General features: G+C 66.8%; 15 protein-coding genes and 4 pseudogenes. 7 read left to right on the plus strand and 12 right to left on the minus strand.

The annotated features are described in order from the left end of the window. Positions 1 to 189: 189 nt before the first annotated feature. Positions 190 to 1,683: an MFS transporter gene (locus ACQEVO_RS14465; protein WP_432913216.1), complete on the minus strand. Its 1,494-nt coding sequence runs from the start codon at positions 1,681 to 1,683 to the stop codon at positions 190 to 192. Between the two features lie 390 nt (positions 1,684 to 2,073). Here ACQEVO_RS14465 and ACQEVO_RS14470 point away from each other — a divergent pair, with 390 nt between their 5' ends. From ACQEVO_RS14470 to ACQEVO_RS14480, 3 genes are all read left to right on the plus strand, one after another. Further along, positions 2,074 to 2,454: a nuclear transport factor 2 family protein gene (locus ACQEVO_RS14470; RefSeq protein ID WP_432913218.1), complete on the plus strand. Its 381-nt coding sequence runs from the start codon at positions 2,074 to 2,076 to the stop codon at positions 2,452 to 2,454. A 3-nt stretch (positions 2,455 to 2,457) separates the two neighbouring features. Further along, on the plus strand, positions 2,458 to 3,303 hold the full coding sequence (locus ACQEVO_RS14475) for an SDR family NAD(P)-dependent oxidoreductase (RefSeq protein ID WP_432913220.1): 846 nt from the start codon (positions 2,458 to 2,460) through the stop codon (positions 3,301 to 3,303). Between the two features lie 106 nt (positions 3,304 to 3,409). Then, positions 3,410 to 4,384 (plus strand): alpha/beta hydrolase, encoded by a 975-nt coding sequence (locus ACQEVO_RS14480; RefSeq protein ID WP_432913222.1) that lies wholly within the window; start codon positions 3,410 to 3,412, stop codon positions 4,382 to 4,384. Positions 4,385 to 4,583: 199 nt separating this feature from the next. Here ACQEVO_RS14480 and ACQEVO_RS14485 read toward each other — a convergent pair. Beyond that, a pseudogene (locus ACQEVO_RS14485) lies at positions 4,584 to 5,259 on the minus strand (LLM class flavin-dependent oxidoreductase). A gap of 5 nt (positions 5,260 to 5,264) precedes the next feature. Continuing rightward, positions 5,265 to 5,780: a nuclear transport factor 2 family protein gene (locus tag ACQEVO_RS14490; protein WP_432913223.1), complete on the minus strand. Its 516-nt coding sequence runs from the start codon at positions 5,778 to 5,780 to the stop codon at positions 5,265 to 5,267. Between the two features lie 213 nt (positions 5,781 to 5,993). On the opposite strand from ACQEVO_RS14490, the gene ACQEVO_RS14495 reads away from it, so the two are divergent. Further along, the gene (locus ACQEVO_RS14495) at positions 5,994 to 6,671 is read left to right on the plus strand and encodes a TetR/AcrR family transcriptional regulator (protein ID WP_432913225.1); all 678 of its coding nucleotides are present in this window, start codon (positions 5,994 to 5,996) and stop codon (positions 6,669 to 6,671) included. 120 nt (positions 6,672 to 6,791) lie between these two features. Beyond that, on the plus strand, positions 6,792 to 7,310 hold the full coding sequence (locus ACQEVO_RS14500; RefSeq protein ID WP_432913227.1) for a nuclear transport factor 2 family protein: 519 nt from the start codon (positions 6,792 to 6,794) through the stop codon (positions 7,308 to 7,310). Positions 7,311 to 7,380: 70 nt separating this feature from the next. Here ACQEVO_RS14500 and ACQEVO_RS14505 read toward each other — a convergent pair whose 3' ends face one another. The 4 genes and pseudogenes from ACQEVO_RS14505 to ACQEVO_RS14520 all read right to left on the minus strand — a co-directional run. Beyond that, positions 7,381 to 8,106, minus strand: a complete 726-nt coding sequence (locus ACQEVO_RS14505) for an ABC transporter ATP-binding protein (RefSeq protein WP_432913229.1) — start codon at positions 8,104 to 8,106, stop codon at positions 7,381 to 7,383. Continuing rightward, positions 8,103 to 10,880, minus strand: a complete 2,778-nt coding sequence (locus tag ACQEVO_RS14510; protein ID WP_432913231.1) for an ABC transporter permease subunit — start codon at positions 10,878 to 10,880, stop codon at positions 8,103 to 8,105. The genes ACQEVO_RS14505 and ACQEVO_RS14510 overlap by 4 nt, the downstream gene beginning before the upstream one ends. Positions 10,881 to 10,918: 38 nt before the next feature. Then, the gene (locus ACQEVO_RS14515) at positions 10,919 to 12,163 is read right to left on the minus strand and encodes an ABC transporter substrate-binding protein (RefSeq protein ID WP_432913233.1); all 1,245 of its coding nucleotides are present in this window, start codon (positions 12,161 to 12,163) and stop codon (positions 10,919 to 10,921) included. Positions 12,164 to 12,365: 202 nt separating this feature from the next. Continuing rightward, positions 12,366 to 12,716: pseudogene (locus ACQEVO_RS14520) on the minus strand (SDR family oxidoreductase); the annotation flags it as partial. Here ACQEVO_RS14520 and ACQEVO_RS14525 point away from each other — a divergent pair. Beyond that, positions 12,706 to 13,533, plus strand: a pseudogene (locus tag ACQEVO_RS14525) (NADH:flavin oxidoreductase); the annotation flags it as partial. The pseudogenes ACQEVO_RS14520 and ACQEVO_RS14525 overlap by 11 nt on opposite strands. Positions 13,534 to 14,016: 483 nt before the next feature. On the opposite strand, the gene ACQEVO_RS14530 reads toward ACQEVO_RS14525, so the two are convergent. From ACQEVO_RS14530 to ACQEVO_RS14545, 4 genes and pseudogenes are all read right to left on the minus strand, one after another. Continuing rightward, entirely contained in the window at positions 14,017 to 14,547 is a 531-nt protein-coding gene (locus ACQEVO_RS14530; RefSeq protein ID WP_432913235.1) for a VOC family protein, read from the minus strand. Positions 14,548 to 14,702: 155 nt separating this feature from the next. Then, positions 14,703 to 14,789: pseudogene (locus ACQEVO_RS14535) on the minus strand (hypothetical protein); the annotation flags it as partial. Positions 14,790 to 15,006: 217 nt separating this feature from the next. Beyond that, positions 15,007 to 15,660: an MspA family porin gene (locus tag ACQEVO_RS14540; RefSeq protein WP_432913236.1), complete on the minus strand. Its 654-nt coding sequence runs from the start codon at positions 15,658 to 15,660 to the stop codon at positions 15,007 to 15,009. A gap of 55 nt (positions 15,661 to 15,715) precedes the next feature. After that, entirely contained in the window at positions 15,716 to 16,354 is a 639-nt protein-coding gene (locus tag ACQEVO_RS14545) for an MspA family porin (RefSeq protein WP_432913238.1), read from the minus strand. Between the two features lie 853 nt (positions 16,355 to 17,207). On the opposite strand from ACQEVO_RS14545, the gene ACQEVO_RS14550 reads away from it, so the two are divergent. Continuing rightward, entirely contained in the window at positions 17,208 to 18,677 is a 1,470-nt protein-coding gene (locus ACQEVO_RS14550) for an FAD-dependent oxidoreductase (RefSeq protein ID WP_432913240.1), read from the plus strand. 326 nt (positions 18,678 to 19,003) lie between these two features. Here ACQEVO_RS14550 and ACQEVO_RS14555 read toward each other — a convergent pair whose 3' ends face one another. Further along, complete coding sequence (locus ACQEVO_RS14555; protein ID WP_432913242.1) at positions 19,004 to 19,984, minus strand: LacI family DNA-binding transcriptional regulator; 981 nt, start codon at positions 19,982 to 19,984, stop codon at positions 19,004 to 19,006. Between the last annotated feature and the right edge of the window lie 20 nt (positions 19,985 to 20,004).

A 20,004-nucleotide genomic window follows, 5' to 3' on the forward strand; every position in this document is an offset into this window, starting at 1 on the left:
GATCGTAGGGGTAGGTCGGTTCGGATCCGGGCCGTCGATCCCGATGAACGGGAGGGATGCTCACGCGGCCCTCCCGCGGCCGACCCGTACGGCGGGGCACTCGCAGCACCCCGCCGTACGGGGATTTCGGCCGGTCGTTCCTACGCATCGACGTCGAGACCGGATCTGGGACCGGTACGCGCCCCTCGGTCAGGCGTATGCCGCCGATGTCGCGCTACCTTCCTCTCCGGACGCGATATCACCGGCCGGCTTCGTCTGCTGGTGCGGCCTGCCGATGAACAGGCAGACGGCGGCCACGATCAGCGAGCAGACAATGAACCAGCCCACCGACAGGTTGAACGAGGACAACGTGGGCGCCGTGCTCCCCGGCACCGTCGAGATCGAGAGCATGACGGATACGATGGCCACACCGACCGCCGAGAATGCCTGCCGGGCCGTGCTCAGGATTCCCGTCGTGACACTGGTGACGTTGTCGGGAACCGATTCGATGACGATCTTCGGGTAGCCGGTGTACGCGAAGGCCGTGGCGACCGCCGCGACTCCGACAGAACCCATCATGACCGGTAGAGATTTGTGCCCCACGAAGATCATGACGTTGGCGATGGCGAACAGGGCGGCCCCGATCAGGAAGGCCGACCGGCCACCCCATCGGCCCGCGACCACTCCGGCCAGCGGCGAAACGACGAAACCGACCAGCGCCGCGATACCGGTCACCAGACCCGTGACCGTCGCCGACATTCCGAGTCCGACGGGTAACGAGGTCGGGGACTGCAGGATCATCGGAGTCACGATCTGCACCGCACCGACAGGTCCGAGTGCGAGCACGGACAGCGCGATCAGGTTGAGGAACATTCGTTTGCTCGCCAGCACCCGGAGATCGACCAGAGGTTCGCTGCGCCCCAGCTCCCAAAAGGTCCACACGGCCAGGATCGCGAGCCCGGCAAGGATCAGACCGAGGACCGGAAGGCTGGTCCACCCCCACTTCGGTCCCTGCGTGATGCCGTACAGCAACGCGAGCAGGCCCGGCGTCATCAGAATCGCGCCCACATAGTCGAACCGGGGAAGAGCCGACCTGGTATGCGAGCCGGGAAACACGACCGCGGCCACCGCGGACGCCACGACGGCCAGGACAGCGGCGACGACAAAGATCATATGCCAATCGGCGATATCGAGCAGGACACCCGCCAGCAGTGAACCACCCGCACCAGCCAGTAGTGCCGCACCGCTGAGAAATCCCACAGCGATCGATACCTTCTCGGCCGGTAAGGCCTCGCGGGCGAGGCCGTAACAGAGCGGCAGGATCGCGCCCGCGGCCCCCTGCACGCCGCGCCCCACGATGATCGCGGCCATCGAATCGCCGAACACACTGATCAGCGAGCCGAGCACGGAGATCAGCATGACGGCGATGAGAACCTGTTTGCGCCCGTACATATCACCGAGACGACCGCCGACCATGGCGGTCGCCGCCGCGACGAGCATGAAGGCGGTGACCGCCCACCCCGTTGTGGAGGCCGGCGCCCCGAAGATTTCGGCGAATCGCGGCAATGCGATGAAGATCGTGCCGGCTTCGAAGGCGCTCACGCATTCGGCGAGGATCAGCGCCGCGATGATCAGCGCCGGGGATCGGAACCCCGGCGTGGTTTCGTGACTCCCGGTGGTGAGCCGGGATGAGGGATCGGACATCGATTGTCCTCCTGAGACGAGATGGGCCCGGGTTCCGGCCGTTGCGCCACCCGGCACGCGCTCGCGGAACTGCGACATTCCACGGTGTTGACGAGGGTCCGCCGGCAGCACCCAGCGGGCCGACGACACCGCGGAAACTGCGCCGGCGCCGGCACCGAAACACGTATGGGACCCCGATCGGGCGCCCGTCGTGATGTAGGTCTCCGACTGCCGGCGCAACGGACGATAAGCCGTGCCCGAAATATCGTCCGGCGCTGTTTCCGGTCAGCGGGATCAGGCCGGTCCGGCGCCGACTTCCCATCTGACGGAACAGCGGCAGCCACGCGAGGACCCGATGCGGTCACATAGGTCTGTCGCGGCGGCCGACGGTGCCGTCGAGAAAGGAATCCGATGCCATCCACCGCGCAGATCGCCGCCACGGTCGCCGAATATGTATCCCTGTTGGGAAAGGGCACGGGGAAAGAAATCGGGGCACTGTACGACGAATCCGCCACCTTGGAAGACCCGGTCGGCGGCGAGGTCCGGACCGGGCGCGCGGATATCACGACGTTCTACAGCGCGCTCGACAATGTCACCACCGCCGCGGAACTGATCACATGCCGGGTCTCCGGGAACAGCGCGGCATTCCACATGCGGGTTGTCACCACCCTGCCGGATCGGATCGTCACCATCGAGCCGATCGATGTGATGACGTTCAACAACGAGGGGCTGATCACCAGTATGCGCGCGTACTGGGGACCGGCCGATGTCATCACCACACAAGGAGAGTGACCCATGCGTGAGCTGACGGGCCGGGTCGCGGTCGTCACCGGAGGCGCGAACGGCATCGGCACAGGGCTGGCGACCCGCTTCCTCCAAGAAGGTATGAAGGTCGTCGTCGCCGACAACGACGCCGGCGATCTGGAGACAGCGGTGACCGAGTTGTCCACGCTCGGCGAAGTTCTCGGCGTGCTCACCGATGTCGCCGACGCCGATTCGGTGCAGGCGCTCGCGAATGCGGCGATGGACCGGTTCGGCGCGGTGCACGTGCTGTGCAACAACGCCGGAGTCGGCGGAGCCCAGCACTTTTCGACCATCCCCCACGCCACCTGGGAATGGACGCTCGGCGTGAACCTCTGGGGTGTCATCAACGGCTGCCGGATCTTCCAGCCGATCCTGGCCGCCCAGGATGAGGCGTATATCGTCAACACCGCATCGATGTCGGGTTTCCTGACGGGTGGATACCTGACGCCCTACAGTGTCTCGAAGGCTGGGGTGGTGGCCCTGTCGGAAGGGTTGGCTTTCGAATGGGCCAGCGAGTTTCCGCATATCGGGGTCGCGGTGCTGTGCCCGGCCTACACCGCCACATCCATCCGGCACGACGAACGCAATGCGCCCGCCGGTCATATCCCCCGCGCTGTCGCCGATCCGTCCCTGATCGAACATCAGGCGGAGGTGGACCGGACCATCGAACAGGAGGGGATGCCGGTTTCGCAGATCGCGGAACTCGTCGTGCGCGGTATGGCGGAACGCAAGACCCATATCTTCCCCCACCCCGAGTGGCTGAAACTGTGGACCGACCGCGTGGAACGCGTTTCGGCACAGGTTGATTCGCCCGCCGCGGCGGAGCGGCCCGAGTAACCCGCGGCCACTCCGGCCGACGATGGCATCGACCGGTCCGAGTGGCGGCGCGATTGCCGGCGATCATGGCCGGCACCCCCGTTTCCCGTTCGTGAACTCCGAGGAGATGACCGTGCCCGTTCCCCCGCTCGATCCCGATGTCCAGGCGCGCATCGACGCCCTCGGACCGATGCCGTCGATGCGTTCCCGGGGTATCGAACAGGTTCGCGCCGGGGTCGAGGCGATGAAACCCCCGGCCGAGACCCTTCCGATGGCCGAAGTCGAGGACCACACCGTGCCCGGGCCGTACGGACCCATTCCCCTTCGCGTGTACCGGCCCACCACCGAAACCGCGGCCCCGGCCGTCGTCCACCTGCACGGTGGCGGTCTGGCGATGGGCTCCAACACGTCCTTCGAACCGCTCGCCCGGCAGATCGCGACCGCCGCCGGCGCGACGGTGATCGGCGTCGACTACCGGCTGGCGCCGGAATGGGGAGCGCCGGTGCAGATCGAGGAGTCGTACGCGGCCACCGCCTGGGTCGCGGCGAACGCGACCCGTCTGCGTATCGATTCCGGCCGCCTGGTGGTGCTCGGCGACAGCGCGGGCGGCGGTCTCGCGGCCGGCGTCGCGCTGCTGGCCCGGGACCGCGGCGGGCCCGCGCTCTTCGGCCAGGTGCTGATGTATCCAGGGCTGGACCGCGATATGGGCGCGCCGTCGATCGTATCCATGCCCGACGCTCCCATGTTGCTCCGCGACGACATCACCTATCTGCACGAACTCGCGGACACCGGTGCGGACGGGCCCCACGACTGCTATCGGATCGCGGCCTATGCCGAAGACCTGTCCGACCTCCCCCAAGCGATCGTGGTGACCGCCGAAGCCGATCCGATCCGGGACTGGGGCGAGCGGTACGCCGCCCGGTTGCGGGATGCGCGAGTGCAGACCACTGTCACGCGGTACCCCGGCGTGCTGCACGGCTTTCTCATGCGGCCGGAGAATTCGGCACGCGCGACACTCGCGATCGCCGAAATCGGCGGCCTGCTGCGCGCCAAGTTCGCCAATCCCCTGCCCTTCGGCCGATTCGCGGCGAGCCCCGGCTGAACCGTGTCACCCGATCGAACCGCCGGATCGGTGGGCAGTGAGATCAGTCCCTGATCGAGGCGCGGCATTTCGACCGATCATGCCCACAGGCCTTGTGGTTCTCCGCTCGCCGGAACAGAGTCCGGGCCGCCATCCCGCACCGAGCCGGCTGTGCGGCACGAATGGGGCACCGCACCCTGCCGGCAGAATCGTTTCGCAATCAGTCCTGCCCGGCCTCCGCGAATTCACGAGTGCGGATTTCGGCCAGTGCGCCGAGCTGCTCACAGTAGTGATCGGCCGAACTCGCCTCCATGCCGCAGCCGATGATCGTCGCACCAGCCGCTCGAGTGTCCTTCGCGTCCCGTCGGCGTCACCGAGTGGGTCCATGTTTCCCGCGGACAGCACGACGTCGAACCCCTCCGGCAGCGGACGCCGGTTCAGCATCGCGCCCAGCTCGCCGAGGCTCAGCCCGAACGGAACCCAGCCGTCCGCCAGATCACAGGCCCGGCGCAGCGACCGCTGGGTACGGCCACCGACCCAGAGTGACACCCGCGGCTGTACCGCATGCGGTTCGACGATCATGCCCGAGAACTCGTAGTAGGCACCGTGATACCGCGGTTGCCGATCGGACAGCGCGGCCCGCAACGCCCGCAGCGCATCGTCGGCCCGGGCGCCCCGATCGTCGAACGGAACGTCCAGCAGTTCGAATTCCTCGCGCGGACCTCGGCCACCGGCGCCGGGACGGCCACATGCTCACTGCAGGTGAGGTGGTGAAATCCCGCGCGGTCCGCGGCCACCGCGATCCGGGCGAGTTCCTCGATACCCGCCGTCCTCTCCCACGGCTGGTGCGCACCAGGGAAACGGGTCACCACAGGGCTGTTGAGGCCTATCCGCACCGCCGTCACCGCCCGGGCCTGTCCGTCCCCGCACCGGCGGCCGAGGCGGGCATCCCGGTCAAGAGGCGGCGCCCTTCGACGCTACCGTTCAACGGCCGGGTGACCCGCCGGGATACGCACCAGCCCTCGTCGGTCCGGCGCAACTCGATCCGATGGACACCAGCGCGCCAGATGTAGAACCTGCCGTCCTCATTGCGGACCAGGATCGATTCGCATACCGCCGTGGCCTCCTCGCCCTCGATACGCTCGATATGCGCGGGACCGAAGAAGTGGGCGCTGCCGCCGGTGATGATGTCCTGGTGCGATTCGGACCGCACCATGGTCCGCAGGTCGGCGCGTCCGATCATCCGCCAGCCCTCGACGTCGTATTCACCGTCTTCGGTCCACAGCGCCGCCACCGCGTCGGCCTCCCCCGCGTCGACGAGCGGGCCGTAGGCGGTCAGCTTCCGGATGATGGCCAGTTCGTCTTCCAGGCGCTGGACCCGCTCCGCCAGTCCGGCGAGTGACTCTTCATGGTTCATCTGTCGACCTCTCGTTCGTGGGATCGCATTCCGGCCCGGGTAGCCTCGCACCGGCATTTCGTATCGATCGGACACCAGCGGTACGGTGGCATGAAATCAGCAGACAGACCGGCCGACGGCGCTACGTTCCGTTGACCGGGAGCTCCGAGTTCCCGCTCGCCTTTGGCAGGTTCTGCCGTAATGTCATATCCTGACGATATTGATCGTGAGGCGGTGCCCTCGAACAGCATCGCCGCGGAACCCGCACGGGAGCAGGAAAAGGGAGGTCCGGTGGCCAAGTCGGCTCGCCCCACCCTCACCGAGCGCCGGGCGGAGGAACTGCGGCGGGCCATCGCCCTCACGGCACGGGACCTGTTCATCGCCGACGGCAACACCTCGGCCACGGTCGAGCAGATCTGCGAGATCGTGGGCATCTCGCCACGCACCTTCCACCGTCATTTCCCGGTGAAGGAGGACGTACTCTCCCCACTGTTCCGGCAGAGCGAAGAACTGATCGTCGAGATCCTGCGGACGGCATCCGCCGAGTCCGATCCGGTCGAAGTCCTCGCGCACGCGTTCACCACCGAGGTCCATCGGCGCCAGGTACCCGAGTTCGACCGGAAATTCATGGAGCTGATGATCAATACGCCGCCGTACCGGTTGCGGTGGCTGGAGTGGGGTGAGGGGCTGTACGGAGAGATCACCCGCTTCCTGGACCGGCATTTCGAACTCGGTCAGGACCCATTCGTCCGTGAGCTGCCCGCGCAGCTGGCGATGCAGACCATGCGCCAGGCCTACATCCACTGGGTCGACGCCGGCCACTCCGGCGATTTCGCGGAGGTGGAGCGCCTCCTGCTACGCGGTATGCGAATGCTGTTCGACGGTATCGATGCCGCCACACCCCCGCGGTGAGCCGACCTTCCCCACGATCCGCCGGGCGGCGGCGGTACCATTTCGGGCCCAGCGGCCGGGAATTCCGCTGAGTGGACATCTCCGGCGCTTCCCGGACGGTCACCTCGCTAGCGTCCGCATATGAATAAACCCTGGCCCAGAGAAGAACTCGAAACGGCGTTCCGGACGTGGGAGACAACGGTCGCGCGAGCCGCCGCCGGCGAAGGTAGCTGGCGCGAATTCGTCGATCTGTTCACACCCGACGCCGAGTACCACGAGCAGATGGTCGGCGTATTGAAAGGTCACGACGCCATCTGGGCGTGGGTGGAACCGACTCTCGCCCAGTTCCCCGGATCCGCGATGACCTCGTTCCCCGTCCATTGGCACCTGATCGACGATGTCAACGGTGTGATCGTGGTGAAGCTGAACAACCTGATGCGTGATCCCGGGGACGGCGCCCGGATGGGGGCGGACAACATCAGCATCCTCACCTACGCCGGGCACGGGAAGTTCTCCAAAGAGGAGGACATCTACGATCCCGCCGAATTCAACGAACTCGTGCCCGCCTGGATCGGACGGGCGATGGAGTTGGGCACACTCAGCGCGGCCGAACTCGAATGGTGCGCGCGGGCCCAGCAGCAAGGATCGGCGCCGAGCTGATCTCGCTCCGAACACGTAGGGCGAGTCGCGGCAACCCGACGACTCGCCCTACGTTCTCTCCACCCGAGATTCAGCGCGTGACCGCCTCCGCGCCCAGGTACGCGCGCTCGACCCGTTCCGGATCGTCCCGCAACTCCGCGGCACTTGCCCGGTCGGCGATCCGTCCGTGTACCAAGACCGCGGCCCGGTCGGCGACCCCCAGAGCCAGATGGACATGTTGTTCCACCAACAGCACGCTGGTGCCCTCCGCGGCCGCCAGCTTCTTCAGCACATCCAGGATCTCGGTCACGATCACGGGAGCCAATCCCATACTCAGCTCGTCGATCACCAGCACCGCGGGCCGCTGCAGGATCGCCCGCCCGATGGCGAGCATCTGCTGCTCACCGCCGGACAGCCGGCCGGCGGCAACCGGCAGCCGCTTCTCCAACGCCGGGAAATACTCGAGTACCTCGCGTAGACCGGCTTTTCGCCGCGCACGTTCCCCGACGGCGAGCAGAAGATTCTGCTTCGTACTCAGCTGCCGGAACAGGGCCCGGTCGTCGGGCACCAGCACCAGCCCGGAACGGACCGCGTCCCGGGGACGCCCGCCGCGGACCGCACGACCGGCGACGACGAGCTCACCCTCGGTACGCGGAAGCAGCCCGGCCAGGGCCGTCAACAGTGTCGTCTTGCCTGCGCCGTTCGGCCCGAGCAGACAGGTGATCTCGCCGTCCTGCAACGTCAGGTCGACGTCGCGTACGCACGGGCGTTCTTTCAGGTAGCCGGCGGTCACGCCTCGGCATTCCAGCGCTTTCATCGCGATACCTCCGGGGAAGTGAGCGGCCGGGCATGCAGTTCCGGGACAGCCCCCGCGTCGAGAGCCTCCGAGTCGGCCGGTACGCCGAGATAGGCGCGAAGTACCTCCGGGTTCGCGCGGATCTCCGCGGGTGTACCGGTGGCGATCACCGTTCCGAGATCGAGCACGATGACCTGATCGCAGACTGTCAGCACCAGTTCCATATCGTGGTCGACCAGCAACACACCGGTGCCGTCGGCGGCAACTGCGCGCAGTTTCTCGCCCAGCCAACGGCTTTCGGCGCTGTCCAAACCCGCGGCCGGTTCGTCGAGCAGAGCGACCGCGGGGTCGGCGGCGAGAACCCGTGCCATCGACACCAGCTGCCGCTGTCCCTGGGACAGCAGACCCGCCTCCCGGTCCGCCAGTTCGCTCAGGCCGAGGACGGCCAGCGTCCTGCTCACCCGCCGCGTGACGGGCAGCTCCGAGCCGGACCGGGCCGCGCCCACCCCGACGTTCTCGGCGACCGTGAGATCGTCGTAGAGCTCGACGTCCTGGAAGCTGCGCCCCAGTCCGGCCCGGCTGCGGGCGTGCGGAGGCTGCCCGGTGAGCGACCGGCCCGACAGCGTCACCGACCCGGTGGCCGAGGCGAATCCGGTGATCGCGTCGATAACGGTCGTCTTACCGGCGCCGTTGGGTCCGATCAGGCCGACGATCTCACCGGGCCGCACCTCGAACGCGACATCGGTGGCGGCCTTCACCACACCGTAGGTGACATTCACCCCCTCGACCGAGAGGATCGGTTCGGAACGGTCGGCCACCGTCCGGCCGGCCACCGGCTCCGTCGCCTCGATGCCCGCCGCCCCGCGACGTGGGACGGCAGGCCACGGGATCCGCGGCAGTTTGCTCGCGATCCCGTCGGGGTTGGCCAGCACGGTGACCACCAGCAGGATGCCGCTCAGAACCGCGTAGTAATCACCCACGTGCAGGAACCGGTCGACCAGGAGGTACAGAATTCCACCGGGCGCCATCACACCGGCGAGAATTCCCCCGGTGATGGAGGTGATGCCCGCGACGTATACGACAGCGAACAGCGAGATCCCGAGGAACACCGCGTACGGTTCCGGCGTGGCGAGCATCTGCTGATACCCGAGCAGGGCACCACCGAGGCCGGCGACGAACGCACCGAGGGCGAAAGTGATCAATTTGGTGCGGGACACATCGATACCCGCGGCCGCCGCCGAACGCTCGTTTGCCCGCACCGCGAGCATGGCGGTGCCGAGGCTGCTGCGCCGCAGCCACGCCACACCGAGTCCGACGGCAGTGAGGACAACAAGGCACAAGAGGCCGAATGCGATGCGTGGGTAGGCCTCACCCGCCCCGATGCCGAGGTCGATTCCGAACAGCCGTGGTGTATCGATCGGAGCGCCCTGCACACCGCCGTTGAGCTCGGGGTTGCGAAACCAGAACGCCTCCACGAACACCGCGAGGGCGAGCGTCACCACCGTCAGTGGCAGCCCGCGAACTCGCAACGCGGGCAGTCCCACGACGACCCCGACCACGGTCGCGAACAGCGCCGCGATGATCGGAGCGAACGGGAACGGAATGCCGAGGTGCTGATTCAGCACGCTCAACGCATAGGCCGAAACCCCGGCCAGCGTCAGCTGCGCCAGCGATACCTGACCCGCGTAGCCGGTGACGATGACCTGCGAGAGCCCGAGGATCCCGAAAACGATGCTGCTGACGAGCACGGCACGATAACTGCCGGTGGTGGCCAGCAGAGCGACCACGGCTACAGCAACCGAGAACAGTGCCGGAACGAGGATGTGGTCGGGACGCGGTGCCCGCCCGAGCGTCCGGTGGATCACCGAACCCCGATCGGGCAGCGGGCGTCCCTTGACCACCAGGAAGATCAGGATCAACAGCAGTGAGATCGCCTCCGCTGTACCGGATCTCGGCCACCAATCATAGAGTCCCTGCAAATTGGTGGCTTCTGCTTGCAGGGCGCCGATAACGATGCCCGCGGCCACCGTCAACCAGATCGAGGCGAAATTGCCCACCAGCGTGGCCGCCAGCGCCGGCACGATGAACAGGGAGTACGCCACGGGATTGAGCGCCACCAGCGGCGCGATGAGAATACCGCCCAGCCCGGCGACAACCGACGACAACGCCCAGTTGGCGAACGCGATCCGGTCCGGCGACAAGCCGGTGAGGTAGGCGCCCTTCTCGGATTCCGCCGCCGCCTCTGTGGCCGTACCGAACCGGGTGTAGCGGAAGACGAGGGTGGCCACGATCGCGAGACAGATGATGGAAACCGCCAGGAGCACACGATCGGTGGGCACCAGGTGGTCACCCAGCGAGAAGGTGTCGAGGGCGAAAATCGGTTTGACCGAGACCAGGCCCGTTCCCACCCGTTGTGCGATCACGGCCTGGATCACGATCATCAACCCGATGGAGGCGACGGCCTTGGCCACCACCGGGGCAGTGCGCATGGGCCGGAAGACCAAGGCGTAACACAGCACGCCGAGGACACCGGCGGCAGCCAGGGAGATCGCCATGGCGGGTGCCACATCGAGCGGCCCACCGAGGTCGATCGTCGGGGGCAATCCCGGTATCGGCACCAGCAACTCACCGGTCCGCAACAGGGCGTAGGTGTAGGCGGCGTAGAGCGCCACCGTGCCGGTCGCGAAGTTCACGACCCCCGAACTCTTGAAAGTCATCACGAGTGCGAGCCCGAGAGCGGCGTACACCGCCCCGTTTCCGAGGCCGAGCACGAGATACGAAAGGTGGTCTGTCATGACTGATCTCCCTGGCCGGAATACCGCTGGTGGGCGGGTTATCCGGTCACTTTCGGATTCACCGGCACACCCTGGTCATTGATCTCACCCATCAGCATCTGGCGCGAGCAGATCGACGGCATCTGCGGTACAGCGGTGCCGTCGCAGGTGAAGGTGATACCGCCGCCCGCGGGCATCTCCACGGCCTTCGCGGTGCGCAGCGCCTCCTTGATGCTCACCGGCGTGACGTCTCCCTGAATGTTGCCGGTGGCCGCGGCGAGCGCCATGACGACCTGGTAGCCGGAGGAGGCGGCACCCGCCACCGCCGCATCGGGGGCGTAGGTCTGCAGAACGGAGCGGTAGAGCACCGAATCGGGGCGGTCCGACAGATAGTCGGTCGCGGTGATGCCGATACTGCCCTCGATGGAGTCCACGCCCAGGATGTCGATGACATCGGGGGCCAGGCAGGTCGGGATGTAGACGCGTTGAACCGCCGGGTCGGTGGTCTGGATGGCCTTGTAGACCGAGGCACAGGTCGCCGCGTCGGCGATCACGCTCACACCTTGCGGCTTATCGGACAGCCCGGAAGTCACCAGCGGAGTGGGGTCCGGCACGCCCAGCGGGATCGGCACCACGTTCAGTTTCACCCCCGCGGCCTGGAAGAGCGGCGCACCCATCGCGTTTGCCAGGGCGCCGAGGCCGCCGCCGTCACTCGCGAAGAGCGTGAACGTGCTCATGCCCTTGTCCTTGGCCGCCGCCGCCATCGCGGTGATGGTGCCGGGCAGACCCGCCGACAGCGCCGCGGAATCGGGCGAGGTCAGTTCAAGCTGTGAGACGCCGTTGAGGGTCACGTAGGGGATACCGGCGCCGGCGACGATCGGAAGGATGGTTCCGCCCTGGGAGGTGCCCGGTGACAGCACCGCTGTCACCTTCTGCTCGACGAATTCGTTGGCGCACTTGGTGGCCGAGGTCGGCTCCTCCTGCTGCTTGCAAACCACGAGTTCGACCGGATGTCCCGCGATACCGCCGGCGTTCTTGTTCACATACTCGACGGCGGCCTCCGCACCCTCACGCATCTCCGGGAGCGACACCACCGCACCACCCTCGGTGGATACGAAGCCGATCCGCACCGGCGTCCCGGTGGCCGGTTCGTCGGGTAGCGCGGTGGTCGCTGCCCCGGCCACCGCGCTGTTGTTCGTTTCGTCGCCGCCGGCACACCCCGACGCGGCGAGCGCGATCGCCAGCGCCGCGGCGCCCATACCGGCGACGGCTCGCCGGTGCCGGCTCAGACCACCAAGTCCCATGGTCGGGTTCTCCTCTCCGAAGGCGAGGCCGCACACCAGGTGGTTCCCGATACACACAACGTCCTCGCGTGGTCCACATCACTTATCGATGCGGCGGAGAATTATGGACTCATGTACGACCCGACTCAGACGATCGCTTCCCATTCACCGGGATAATCGTGGCCGGGTGTCACCGGGTTCGCTAAACGCATCACCCGACGCCCTAGCTGCGAAAACGCCGCAGGTAGGCAGGTAGCCGCCGCAGCGGGACCGCACGCGGCCAATCGTCGGCGCGGAAATAGGCGTCGCTGCCGCCGTCGACGAACACGACACTGCCGCAGAGGAAGCGCGCAGCGTCGGACAGCATGAAGACCACCCATTCCGCCAGATCGCCGGCGTCCCCGAAACCGCCGATCGGTACCGGGAACCGGCGAATGGCGGCCGCTTCGGCGGGTGTGGCGAGTTGCTTCTCCAGCAGCGGCGTCAGGATGGCGCCAGGGGCCAGCACGTTGAGCCGGATTCCCGCGCCCGCCCAGTCCGCGGTCACCGCGTGGCGCCGGACCCAGCGGCTCACCGAAGCGGTGCACGCCACCGGCGCCGCTGTCTCGGCGCAGATCGGGCATGCCGGTCCGGTCGCCAACTCGCGCTCGAACGGCCTGCCGTCGCTGTCCCCGTCGACCAGACCCAATCCGCTGTCGATGAGTTGGGATCGCGCGGCTTCCGAGGCCGACATCCGGCGGATCATCGAGGACCACGCGCGGGCGACGCGGTACGCGATCGAGGTGGGCTTCGACGCGGTCGAAGTACACCTGGGGCACAACTATCTGGCCAGCTCGTTCTTGAGCCCGAAGATCAACCGGCGCAAGGACTCATGGGGCGGGTCGCTGGCGCGCCGCGCGGAGCAAATGCTCGAACGCGACGGCCACGTCGACGCACTCGAGCTGACCGGCGGCTCCTCACTGCTCAACCCGATGTACCTGTTCCGGGGCGACGTACCGATTCGTGAAATGGCCGAAACCCAACGCGGCATCGTCAAATTGGGCATGAAGCTGTTCGGCCGCCTGGTGTTCTCGCACTACCCCTACGAACCGCTCTACTTCCGCGACTACGCTCGCCAGTTCCGTGACGCGGTGAACCTCCAGCTCGTGCTGCTCGGCGGGATCACCGACCTCGCCGGTATGAAGGCCGCGATGGACGACGGGTTCGAGTTCGTGGCGATGGCGCGGGGCACTGCTGCGGGAACCCGACCTGATCAACCGCATCCAGGCGGAGTCTTCGACGGAATCGCTGTGCATCCACTGCAACCTCTGCGCGGCAAGCATCTTCACCGGCACCGCTGCCCACTGGTGAGCACCACCGAGAAGGCGAAGCCGGCCGACCAGCTGTCGTGACGGCATCCGAGAATTCCGGCGATAATTCGGGCGGCGTTCCTCTTTCCCGCCCGCCCGTAGCGTTGACATGTCAGTTTGCGCCGGACGGCGAGAGTGATGCGCGGACTTCCGCCGCGTCGAACGATCTGGGCAGGAACAACTCGCGCCTACTCGCCACCGGCCTTGTGAGTTGCGCCCGCAGGCCGTGCGACCCGTCGGCCATACGTACCGAACGGATACCGAGCTGCGGATAGTCCCGAGTCTGCCCAGAAGTTCTTGCCGGAGAGCAGCCGGAAGCGGTCCGCACCGACCGGTCGCGGAGTTCGGGACGTCGGCCGAGCTCGGAAGGTTCAGGGATTACCTCCGGCTCATCGAGTTCCCTGCAGTCTATCTATCAAGGTGCACATAGCTTCAGCCGGCACGTCGGCGGACCGCGCTGCAGTGCGCCCGGCTCAACCCGGTACGGCCCGGTACCGACGGCCGGATCTCATCGGCGCACCCGGCTCAGCGCTGAGCGGAGTACGCGGCCGCGACCCTGGCCCATACCGCCGGATCCGTGCGCAGCCCGCCCGGAGTGTCCGGACCGTATCGCTCGATCTCGGCCCCGATGTCCAGCGGCGCGGTCATCGAGGCGCCCCGGAGCGCCTCCTCGACATGTTCATCGGGGACGAGCCAGCACACCTCGAACTCGATACCGTCGGGGTCGCGCCCGTAGAGTGCCTTGGTGGATCCGTGATCTCCCGCGCCCGTCAGCGCTCCGGCATCGGCGAGACTCCGGCGCGCCGCCGCGAGCTCGGCCAGCGTGTCCACTTCCCAGGCCACGTGATACAGCCCGATCGATCCGGGTGCCGGCACAGCCGTACGCCGGGACTCGAACAACCCCAGGTCATGGTCGTTGGCCGAACCGGCATACCGTAGGAACGCGCCACCGGGGAACCCGCCGGGCAGCCGCTGGAATCCGAGTACCTGCTCGTAGAAGTCGAGGCTGCGCGAGAGGTCCGAGACGTACAGGACAACATGGTTGATTCCACGCATACCGGAAGACCTCCTGAGCCGATCACGACATCCACCCCGCTGCACCTCCTGGCGGAGCGGGCTTCCAACCCATCATGCTCCACCGCCGTGGCGGTCTCCCGGTAGTTCCCGGCGACCGGAACACCACGAACCGGACACGAGTCCGGCGCTCCGGATCAGCTCAGGCGTTGGAGGATCATCGCCATACCCTGACCACCACCGACGCACATGGTCACCAGACCGAACTGCTTGTCGTGGGTCCTCATGCCCGAGGTACTCGTACCGGCATTACCCGCGACGAACAGGACCGCGGGGGTGTGCGCGCACAGAACCGTGCCGAGCAGGCCCTCGCCAGCGGCGTCTCCGAGCGGGAGACTGCTTACCGGGATTCGGGAAACACCTGATCGCGAGCTCGTCGGCTCCGGGTGACCACGGCTCGGAACCCGAGTCCCGATTCCCCGGAACTCGGGTTCCGGTGGCTCAGCCGAGGCTGAACGGCTGCCCCCAGACGGTGACAACTTCCTTGGCCGTCGCCGTTTCCACCTCCACCTCGGCGAATGCCCTCGCCTGGGCATAGCCGGCGCAACCGGAAAGGCCGATGGTGCTGTTACGCCAGCTCACGCTCCCGTTGGTGGCGGCATGGGAGGAGAAGGGCCGATGCGATTCCGCGCCGAAGGCATCGGGGGCTTCCAGGTCCAGCAGGTAGAACTTCTTCGCCTGCCCGGGACCAAGGCTCAGATTCCCGCCGAGGCTCCCGCCGGCCGACGGATTCTGCCCGGCCCAATCCTGGCTGTAATTCGCGCCGCTGTTGGCACCGCCTCCGGCGATATTGACCTGGCAGCCGACCACATAGCCGGGTTTGATCTTCGAGCGCGCCGGCCCCGACAGCTCGAACTGGGCACTCGCGGACACCCACGCGTTGCGGTGCAGCGGTGTGGCACCCATGGACGGGCTGATCGTGGCCGATTCAGCGACGATGCGCACCGTGACAGCTGTTCCGTCACCGAGCGTTTCGGTGATCGCTGCCCCGGGCAACGGGACGAAGGTGTCGGCGGCGGCGACACCGATGGTCATCAACCCCGCCGCTGCCGCCCCCACGAATGCCGAACGGACGAGTTTCCTGTGATCCATCATTTCGAAATACCTCTCCGGGTTTCATGACTTGGTGACGGTCGGATATCTACCTCGCTCATCCGATACTGAACGGCGCCCCGTAGAGAGTGGTCTTCGAATAATTCTCCCCGATGATTTCCACCACCGTATAGGCACGAGCCTGCGCGTAACCGCCGCAACCCTGGATCTCCATCTCGAAATCCCGGTATCCGAGGCTGTAGACACCGGGACGGAGAATATCCTTGAAACCGATCCGGACGAATTTCACCTGACCGGGGCCGAGCTGGATACCGGCCGAACCACTCAACCCGGCACCGTTGGTGTTGACATTGCCGGAAAGCCCCGCGGTGATGGCACTGTCACCGATACTTACCTGGCAACCGACGATGTAGCCGGTGCTCACCTGCGACGCACCATGGGTCGACGAATTGTTCGTCCCCGGCCAGTTCTCCGGCGTGGAATACGGACCCGGACGTTCGACCGTCGGCGTATTGGTGACATCGGCAGTGACCGCGCCGGACACCCAGACCACCCGGCCTGCCCCGTTAGCGGCCATAGACGGGGAAATCACGGCATGTTCGGCGGTGCGGCTGAGGGTGGCCCCGGGGGCGACCTCGTGACCATCCGGCAACGGCACGAAGGTATCGGCCGTGGCGTGGCCGGCGGACAGGACGGCGACAGCGGCGAATACCGCACTCATTCCGCTCAAACGCATTCCGCGACGGACGCCGCAGGAAAGTGGGTGACGTGGGACGTTTGCTGTCATCTGTATTCCCTCATCTCGATCGAAACATGCCCGCATCGGCAGGCCCTTCCGGACTGTCGCCGGAAAAATATGGGAAGTTCACTCCGCCGCGCGACGCGCGAAATTCCGACAACGCGGGCGCGAAATGTCCCGAATCGATTAAGGAACCCGGGTGACGAAGCGACCTCGATCTCCGAACAGAATGTCGGCGATCGGTGCAATAAATACGGCGAGTTTCCGCGCCGGACATCAGGCCCGCCGCCCGGCATCCCGGCGGCGGATACCGCGACTATGTGGGTTGAAACTATTGGACTCCGGTGGTGACGTTCCCTTCTTCTTCCGCACCTGCGCGGAGGTTCTGCGGCGCCCGGCCGTTTCTCTCGTCGACCGATTCGGTCGGACGCACAGGCATTCCGGACGATTCGATACCGACGTTAAGTCGACTCCGCAGAAGAGACCATCGCCACTCCCGCCCAGCGGAAATCACCAAGCCAGCGCACGCTGGATCGGCCCGACAGAGGTTGCGGGCACTTCGCCGGCGCGCCACCGGGGACAGTCGATGGCAGTCCGGTGTTCATCCCTTATCGACTGAGTGAATCGATGGCGGCTACTTGCCTAACCTCGACCGGCACCCACCCTGACCACACGGAGAACGAGTCCATTCCCGGGCCCGGGCCACCGCTGATGCCCGAACTCGGGAACCGTTTCTCCCGATGAGTGGAAAAGGTCGCTTCTGCAGCCCGGCCGGACAAATACTGTCCGACCCGGCTCCGGGGCAAGGCCCCTCGGGTGAGCCGGCGGTGGACTGACGAGGAGACGACGAATGCATCCCAATCCTGTTCGGGAAAGCGACCGGCTCGCACGCGATCCCGATGGCGCCGACGAGGTCGACGTCATCGTCGTGGGGATAGGCGCCGCCGGGTGTGCGGCCGCACTGTCCGCGCATGCAGCCGGCGCCGACGTAGTGGTCTTGGAGAAGACGGGCCCCGCGGAGGCGGGTGGGAACACCCGCGTCTCCGGCGGCGCATGGTTCCACCACGACGATCCGGACGGCGCGGCCGATTACCTTCGCGCACTGTGCGGTGACCGGCCGGTTCCCGAGCCCGTGGTGCACGCATGGGCAGCCGGGACACGCGAGGTCACGTCGTGGATCGAGTCGCTCGGAGCGCGGGTCCTGCCGAACGGCTCCTATACCGCAGAATATCCGGAACTCGACGGGAGCGACTGCTACGGCGGCTACCGAAGCGTCGACGGCGTACTCGGCGACGGGCGATTGTTCGGTGCGCTCACGAGGGCGCTCGACGAGCGCGACATCGAAGTACGCTACGACACACCGGCCGTCGAACTGACAACCGATCCTGCCACGGGTGCGGTGACCGGCGTGGTCACCGCCGCCGGCCGGCGGATCACGGCACGTGGCGGCGTCGTCCTGGCGACCGGTGGTTTCGAAGGCGATCCAGAACTCGTGCGTACCCATCTCGGGTTACACGACGTACCGGTATGGGGCAGCACCGCCGCGACCGGCGACGGATTGCGCATGGCCGAGCAAGTGGGCGCGGACCTGTGGCATATGGACAATATGATGACGGTCAACGGAATCGCCCGGCCGGGATCGAGACACGGATTCTTCGCCATGTTCCTGTACTCCCGCGGCTATGTCTGGGTCGACGAGAACGGCCGCCGGTTCGTCGACGAATGTGTCCCCAGCGGTCACGGTCAAGCGCTGATCGACGGCCGCTACGAGTTGCACCCCAAGCAGCCGATGCATGTCGTCTTCGACGAGCGTACGCGGGCCGCCGGCCCGATCAGCCCGGACGCGGAGGTCATGGCCGTCGGCTGGAACGTGCTGATGGACGGGTACCGGTGGAGTGCGGACAACAGTGCGGAGATCGCCGCCGGGTGGATTCATCGCGCCGATACCCTCGCGGAACTGGCCGGCCGTATCGGCGTGGACCCGGCCACCCTGACCGCCACGGTCGACCAGTACAACCGCGCCTGCTCCGCAGGACGGGACGATCTCTTCGGCCGTGCCCCGGCGACTCTCACTCCGGTCACCGCGCCCCCGTTCTACGCCTATCAGAGTGCACCTGTCCTGGCGTGGACCAATGGCGGCCCGCGCCGCGACCAGCACGCGCGAGTGTTGTCCCGGTCGGGCGCAGCGATCGACGGTCTCTATGCGGCCGGCACCGTGAGCTCGACCTACAGCTGGGCAAAAGACGGCGGTTTCCATATCGCTGATGCGATCGTGTTCGGCCGGATCGCGGGTGCCCACGCAGCGGACCGGGTCCGCTGAGCGCCGCCGGCAGTATCGTCTCCACGTGCAGGAGAGCCATCAAATCCACGTCCGACCGATCCGACTCCAGACCGGCATCGCGCATCCCTGTCGGGACTCATGAGCTCCTCCGCATCAAGTACGGATATCAGCGTTTCCGGCCGGCACTTCATAGTCGAAGCCGCCGAAACCTGCTATGAACGCTTTACATCACCCGTAATCGGTGAACGAGGCGATGTCGAGCCACCAGAACAGCCCGACCTGATGCCGGGTATCCAGCCCAACACCCGCGATCACAGTCGGGGTCGACCGCACTTTGAGGACGGGATTGCCCGCCGCAACGCGACTCAAGTGGATTCGCGATGGACAACGATGAACCCAGGCGTAACGGGCTGTGGAGCCGTTGTCCTGTACCCGGCGCCGTGCAGCGCAAGTTCGGCGACGTAGCGGGCAAGCCCACCCATTTCCATGCGCACGCTCGACAGTGCGGGGACGAACACCTCACTGAACCGGGTGTCGTCGTGTCCGATCACTGCCAGTGGGGCCGGTACGCCGATCCCTGCGCGAAAGGCGGCTCCGGCGACCAACGCGGCGGTGTAGTCGTTGTACGCAATCACCCCGGTGATTCCGTTGTCCCGCCAGTGTTCGACCGCTTGGGCAGCCGAACGCTCACCCGCTTTACCGACCTGCCGGGCATCCGGAAGCTGCAGGCCGAGGTCGCGCGCCGTTTCCCGTGCGGCGGCGAGACGGGTCGCCGCCAGGTCGGCCAGGCGCGGGTCGTCCGGGAGCGCGTAGGCCAGCCGACGATGCCCTCGTTCGTGCAGGTGCCTGACCTGGTGACCGGCTCCGGCGGCAGCCACCGCCGCCGATGCTTCGAGCGGCGCAGTGACAACCGTACGCACCCCACTCTCGTGTGCCGAGCGCACTTCGGCCTCATCGAGCTCCCCGAGCCCGATTATCACGTCGGGATGCAGCGCCTCCCACAGCGGCCGCGCGCGGTCACCCGCCCGGCGCGTGTAGGGCACGAGCGTGTATCCGGCTCGCTCGAGGTGGTAGGAGACCTCCTCGAAGAACTCGGACATGCTGGTCTCGACCGGCCAGTCCGGTTGCAGCAGCATCACCAGCCGGGTGCTGCCTCGTCGCAGCGCCTGGGCCGCCGCGTTCGGCCGGTAACCGAGTCGTTCGGCCTCGGCGAGCACACGCCGGCGGGTGGCCTCCGGAATGGTCTGTCCCGGCGTGTTGTTCAAAACGAAACCGACGGTGGCACGCGAAAGACCCAACGACCGGGCCACATCGGCGGCGGTCACACGTTTTTTGGTCGTCGGCATTCCGAATACCTCCCGAAGCG

Origin of the sequence: Nocardia sp. CA-290969 (genome assembly GCF_050936135.1) — a bacterium.
Taxonomy (GTDB): Bacteria; Actinomycetota; Actinomycetes; order Mycobacteriales; family Mycobacteriaceae; genus Nocardia.

Excerpts from the sequence above, each read along its gene's own strand:
- ACQEVO_RS14540 (WP_432913236.1), bottom strand. The coding sequence starts at position 15,660 with ATGATGGATCACAGGAAACTCGTCCGTTCGGCATTCGTGGGGGCGGCA.
- ACQEVO_RS14555 (WP_432913242.1), bottom strand. The coding sequence starts at position 19,984 with ATGCCGACGACCAAAAAACGTGTGACCGCCGCCGATGTGGCCCGGTCG.
- ACQEVO_RS14465 (WP_432913216.1), bottom strand. The coding sequence starts at position 1,683 with ATGTCCGATCCCTCATCCCGGCTCACCACCGGGAGTCACGAAACCACG.
- ACQEVO_RS14480 (WP_432913222.1), top strand. The coding sequence starts at position 3,410 with ATGACCGTGCCCGTTCCCCCGCTCGATCCCGATGTCCAGGCGCGCATC.
- ACQEVO_RS14475 (WP_432913220.1), top strand. The coding sequence starts at position 2,458 with ATGCGTGAGCTGACGGGCCGGGTCGCGGTCGTCACCGGAGGCGCGAAC.
- ACQEVO_RS14505 (WP_432913229.1), bottom strand. The coding sequence starts at position 8,106 with ATGAAAGCGCTGGAATGCCGAGGCGTGACCGCCGGCTACCTGAAAGAA.
- ACQEVO_RS14550 (WP_432913240.1), top strand. The coding sequence starts at position 17,208 with ATGCATCCCAATCCTGTTCGGGAAAGCGACCGGCTCGCACGCGATCCC.
- ACQEVO_RS14510 (WP_432913231.1), bottom strand. The coding sequence starts at position 10,880 with ATGACAGACCACCTTTCGTATCTCGTGCTCGGCCTCGGAAACGGGGCG.
- ACQEVO_RS14545 (WP_432913238.1), bottom strand. The coding sequence starts at position 16,354 with ATGCGTTTGAGCGGAATGAGTGCGGTATTCGCCGCTGTCGCCGTCCTG.
- ACQEVO_RS14470 (WP_432913218.1), top strand. The coding sequence starts at position 2,074 with ATGCCATCCACCGCGCAGATCGCCGCCACGGTCGCCGAATATGTATCC.
- ACQEVO_RS14490 (WP_432913223.1), bottom strand. The coding sequence starts at position 5,780 with ATGAACCATGAAGAGTCACTCGCCGGACTGGCGGAGCGGGTCCAGCGC.
- ACQEVO_RS14530 (WP_432913235.1), bottom strand. The coding sequence starts at position 14,547 with ATGCGTGGAATCAACCATGTTGTCCTGTACGTCTCGGACCTCTCGCGC.
- ACQEVO_RS14515 (WP_432913233.1), bottom strand. The coding sequence starts at position 12,163 with ATGGGACTTGGTGGTCTGAGCCGGCACCGGCGAGCCGTCGCCGGTATG.
- ACQEVO_RS14500 (WP_432913227.1), top strand. The coding sequence starts at position 6,792 with ATGAATAAACCCTGGCCCAGAGAAGAACTCGAAACGGCGTTCCGGACG.